General features: G+C 67.9%; 2 protein-coding genes. Both read left to right on the top strand.

From position 1 onward, the window contains the following. A partial coding sequence (locus tag P3W85_RS08335; protein ID WP_276264425.1) for a cellulose synthase subunit BcsC-related outer membrane protein occupies positions 1-2,881 on the top strand: 2,881 nt, incomplete at its 5' end. A 103-nt stretch (positions 2,882-2,984) separates the two neighbouring features. Beyond that, complete coding sequence (locus P3W85_RS08330) at positions 2,985-3,314, top strand: hypothetical protein (RefSeq protein WP_017224899.1); 330 nt, start codon at positions 2,985-2,987, stop codon at positions 3,312-3,314. Positions 3,315-3,460: the final 146 nt, after the last annotated feature.

The following is a 3,460-nucleotide window of genomic DNA, read 5'->3' as shown; positions in this document are numbered from 1 at the left end:
CGATGTGGCGCGCGCCTATGCCTCGATGGGTTTCAAGGAGCAGGCGCGCAGCATCATGGATGGCCTGCTGCTGTCCAACCCCAATATGCCGGACGCGCTCTACGCCAGCGCGCTGCTGTCCGCGGAGACCGGCGACTGGCAGGGCGGCCTCGATGCGCTGGAGCGCATTCCCCCGCAGAGCCGCACGCGCGACATCGGCACCCTGCAGCGCCGCCTGTGGGTGCACGCCGAGGCGGCGCGCGCCAGCGGGCTTGCCGCGGCTGGCCAGCAGGCTGCCGCGCAGGGCGTGCTGCAACAGGCCGAACGCTACGCCCAGCAGGACGCCGACCAGCTCGGTGCGCTGGCGCTGGCCTATGCCGATGCCGGCGACGAGGCGCGCGCGCTGTCGCTGATGCGTACCGTGATGGGCCGTACCGTGCGCCCGGATACCGGCATGCAGTTGCAATACGCCGCCATCCTGCTCAAGACCAGGCAGGACGTGGAGCTGGCCGGCGTGCTGCGCCAGCTCGCCAACGCCAACCTGAGCCAGTCTCAACGCCGCGACTATGACGATCTGCGGGTGGCCTATATCGTGCGCCAGGCCGATGCACTGACGGAGAGCGGCGATCTGGTGGCCGCCTACGACATGCTGGCGCCAGCGCTCTCCGAGCGCGGCGGTAGCAGCGCAGTGCGTTCCAGCCTGGCGCGCATGTACGCGCAGGCGGGCGAGAACAAGAAGGCATTGACGCTGTACGAGAGCGTGTTGGAGAAGGATCCGCGCAATCTCGACCTGATGCTGGCGGCCATCGGCACCGCGACCGCCGCCAAGGAATTCAGCTGGGCGGAAGGCACGCTGCAGATGGCGCTGGCGCAGGCGCCCAAGTCGCCCAAGGTGCTGACCGCCGCGGGCCGGCTCTACCGTGCCCAGGGCAAGACCTCGCGCGCGGCGGACTACTTCCGCGCGGCGGTGGCGGCCGAGAATTCGGCGGGTGCATCGACGCCGTTCTCGCGTCCGGACGGTGCCGGATTCGACCGCGTGCCGTCCAATCCCTTTGTCGGCCTGCCCGGGCAGCGGCCCAGCTCGCAACTGCCGCCGCCGGGCTCGCAGGCGCCTTACCCGATCGTGCCGGGCCCGAGCCGCGCGGCGGCAGGAGAGGCGGTGCTGCCGGTGGCGATGAACACGGGCGGCCAGCCCTATATCCCGGCACCGATGACGGCCGCGAGCGGACAGGGCATGGCGCCGATGCTGCAACCCGCGGCATATTATCCGCAGCAGGCGCAGGCGCCGGTACAGCAAGCGCCGGCTGTCTACTATCCGCAGCAGGCAGGCGCCAGCACCGCCACGCGCGGCAAGAACACGCGCGGCAGCAAGACCGCCAGCACGGCTTATCAGGCCTATCCGGCGTATCCGGCCAACACCCAGGCCGCCCGGCAGCCCGCCGCGCAGTATCCCGCGCAATACCCGACGCAATATCCTGCCCAGCAGGTTCCGGCGCCGCAGTTTCCCGTGGCGCAGTATGCCGCCCCGGCCGCGACCCAGGCCTACGCGGCGGCGCCGGCACCGGCACCCGCCGCGCCGGCGCGCCAGCCGTTTGGCGCGCAGTCCCGCGCGCCCTGGCTGGCCGACGCCGATTCGCAGGCAAACCCGACCGGCCCCAAGACCGCGCAGGACGAATTGCGCGACATCGAATCGCAGCGTACCAGCACGCTCGCCGGCGGCCCCACGCTGCGCGCGCGCAGCGGCGATTCCGGCATGAGCCAACTGACCGAGATGCAGGTCATCGCCGAGGGCAAGATGGCCGCAGGCAACGGCAAGCTGGTGGCACGCGTGACGCCGGTGACGCTCGACAGCGGCTCGGTGGGCGGCGACTACAACAGCGCCTCCCGTTTCGGCGGCGGGCCACTGGCGTTCCCGGTTGGCGGCCAGCCGGTCAACCTGTCCGGTGCGCCATTGCGATCCACTTCGGCAGGGTCGCAGAATGCCTTCGGCGCAGCGGTCAGCGTGGCTTACGAGTCCGAGCGCTTCAACGCCGATATCGGCAGCACGCCGCTGGGTTTCCGCTACACCGACGTCAACGCCGGCGCGCGCCTCAACCTGCCGCTGTCCCAGCGCACCACGCTATCGCTGGGTGCTTCGCGTCGGCCCGTGACGGACAGCCTGCTGTCCTATGCCGGGGTGCGCGACGACCGTATCGGCCTGCAGTGGGGTGGCGTGATGAACAGCAGCGGCCGTGCCGACCTGGGCTGGGACGACGGCTTCTTCGGCATCTACGGCTACGGCGGCTACGGCTTGCTGACCGGGCACGACGTCAAGCGCAACACCCGATGGGAAGGCGGTGGCGGCTTCTACCTGCGCCTGATCGACACGGCCGAGCAGCGGCTGATGAGCGGCGTCAACTTCACCTCGATGGGGTATGCGGAAAACCTGCGCTATTTCACCTTCGGCCAGGGCGGCTACTTCAGCCCGCAGACCTATTTTGCCGTGACCGTGCCGCTGTCGCTGGCAGGCCGCAGCGGCCGCCTCGCCTACAATGTGCGCGGCGCGCTTGGCATGCAGGCCTTCCGGGAGAACGATTCGAACTATTTCCCGACCGATGCCGCGGCACAGGCGGCCGCCAATTCGGCGATGGCGACAGCCAACGGCAAAGGCCTGACCAATACCGCATCGGCGGTCTACCAAGGCCAGTCCAAGACCGGCCTGGCCTACAATCTGGTTGGCTCGGTCGAATACCAGGCGGCCCAGCAACTGTATGTGGGTGGTTTGCTTGGCATCGACAATGCGCGCGACTACCGGCAGTGGTATGCCGGCGTGTACGTGCGCTATGCGCTGCAGCGCCAGACCGGACAGATCGCATTCCCGCCGGTGGCGCCGCAATCCGCGATCGGGCCACTGCCGTTCTGAACGAGGGCGGCAGGCATGGGCGTGGCGATCGGCCGACCGATCAACCAGGTTATCGATCAATCAAGACAGAGCGCAGCAAACAAGCTGTGGAAGGAAGTACATCATGGGTGAAGCAAAACGACGGGGCAGCCAGGCAGAGCGTGCCGACCAGGCCCGCGCGCGGCTGGAGGCCATGCGGCCCGCGCAACTGGTATGCGGCTCGTGCAAGACCGCGTTCAGCACCTTCGATGCGATCGACGCGCCCAATCTGCGCGGCATCGATGCCGTGTTCGGCGGGCAGTGTCCCAACTGCGGCAATGATGTCCTGGTATTCAAGGGTGAGCCCAATGCCGTGGCGGATGCCATGGTGGCGTGGGAGAGGATGATGGGGGCAGATGCCAAGCTTGGGTATCAGTCGCGGGATGGGAAGCTTGTGCCGTTTGAGGGGGAATGACGAGGGTTTGGTTTCTTGGGGTTTTTTTGTGTGTTTGTAGGGACCTGATTTGGGTTTGCAGGGCCTGAAGGCGGAGTGGTGTCAGGTTCATGGGCACATGGAGGTATTTGGTTTTCAGTAGGATCTCCTGCGTTTGTAGGGACCTG

The sequence above is a fragment of the Cupriavidus basilensis genome (assembly GCF_029335485.1).
Classification (GTDB): Bacteria; Pseudomonadota; Gammaproteobacteria; order Burkholderiales; family Burkholderiaceae; genus Cupriavidus; species Cupriavidus basilensis_E.
This window is presented reverse-complemented; position numbering and strand designations above follow the sequence as displayed.

Coding starts and splice junctions, on each gene's coding strand:
- P3W85_RS08330 (WP_017224899.1), top strand. CDS start 2,985: ATGGGTGAAGCAAAACGACGGGGCAGCCAGGCAGAGCGTGCCGACCAG.